Below are 1,230 nucleotides of genomic sequence, written 5' to 3' on the forward strand. Positions count from 1 at the left end.
GCCGCGACGAGGGCGGTCGGGCGGCCGGCGACGGCGTCGAAGCCGCGCAAGGCCACCCGCACGCGGTCGGCGACCACGTCGACGACCGCCGCCTGAAAGCTCGCGCAGAGGTCGGCGACGTCGGTGCGGGCGAGCGGCGCGATTTTTTCGGCCTCGATCCGAACCGCCGTCTTGAGGCCGGACAGGGAGAAGTCGGCCTCGCGCCGGCCGAGCATCGGCCGCGGCAGGGCGAAGCGCTCGGGATTGCCGGTCTCGGCCATGCGCTCGACCTCGGGACCGCCCGGATAGCCGAGACCCAAAAGCTTCGCGACCTTGTCGAAGGCCTCGCCGATGGCGTCGTCGATGGTGGTGCCGAGACGGACGTAATCGCCCACGCCCTTCACCGCGACGAGCTGGGTGTGGCCGCCGGAGACGAGCAGCAGCAGGTAGGGGAAGGCGAGCCCGTCGGTCAGGCGCGGCGTCAGCGCGTGCGCCTCGAGGTGGTTCACGGCGAGGAGCGGCTTGCGCGCCACGAGCGCGAGGGCCTTTGCCGTCACCAGCCCGACCAGCACGCCGCCGATCAGGCCGGGGCCGGCCGCCACCGCGATGCCGTCGACCTCGGCCAGCGTCGTGCCGGCCTTGTCCAGGGCGCGAACGATCAGGCGGTCGAGCACCTCGACATGGGCGCGGGCCGCAATCTCCGGCACCACGCCGCCATAGGCCGCGTGCTCGGCGATCTGGCTCAGGATCTCGTTGGAGAGGATCCGGCCGCTCTGAGCGTCGCCGTCGGCAGTGGTCACGACCGCGGCGGCGGTCTCGTCGCAGGTGGTTTCGATGCCGAGGATCTTCATCGCATTCCGCGCGCTGGGCGGCGACCGATGAGCCGGTTTCGCCGAGGATGAGCCAAGTCTACCTGGCCAATGCAAGTCTACATGGCAAAGGATGGTCCAAGGGTTTACGGGAGAACGATCCGAGGGAACAGCGAGCCCGGCTTTGTCGAGGGGGGCCATGCGAATCTGGGTGGCCCGGCCCGAGCCGGGAGCCGCGCGTACGGCGGAGAGGCTGCGCGCACTCGGCCACGAACCGCTCCTCGCCCCCGTGCTCTTCGTGGTGCCGAGCGAAGGGCCGCGGCCCCGGGGCGCGTTCGACGGCGTTCTTCTCACCAGCGCCCAAGGCGCGGGATTGCTCGCAGCGGCCGGGCTTGCCTCCGACGTTCCCGTGTTTGCCGTCGGCAGGCGGACGGCCGAGGCC

General features: G+C 71.5%; 2 protein-coding genes. One reads left to right on the plus strand and one right to left on the minus strand.

Annotation, left to right across the window (positions count from 1 at the left end):
• Positions 1–830 (minus strand): tRNA (adenosine(37)-N6)-threonylcarbamoyltransferase complex transferase subunit TsaD (tsaD, locus tag FV217_RS22350; RefSeq protein ID WP_147821827.1); only part of this gene is annotated, 830 nt, incomplete at its 3' end.
• Between the two features lie 157 nt (positions 831–987).
• On the opposite strand from tsaD, the gene FV217_RS23240 reads away from it, so the two are divergent.
• On the plus strand, positions 988–1,230 hold a 243-nt coding region (locus tag FV217_RS23240), incomplete at its 3' end, for a uroporphyrinogen-III synthase (RefSeq protein ID WP_210245164.1).

The sequence above is a fragment of the Methylobacterium sp. WL9 genome (assembly GCF_008040035.1).
Taxonomy (GTDB): Bacteria; Pseudomonadota; Alphaproteobacteria; order Rhizobiales; family Beijerinckiaceae; genus Methylobacterium; species Methylobacterium thuringiense.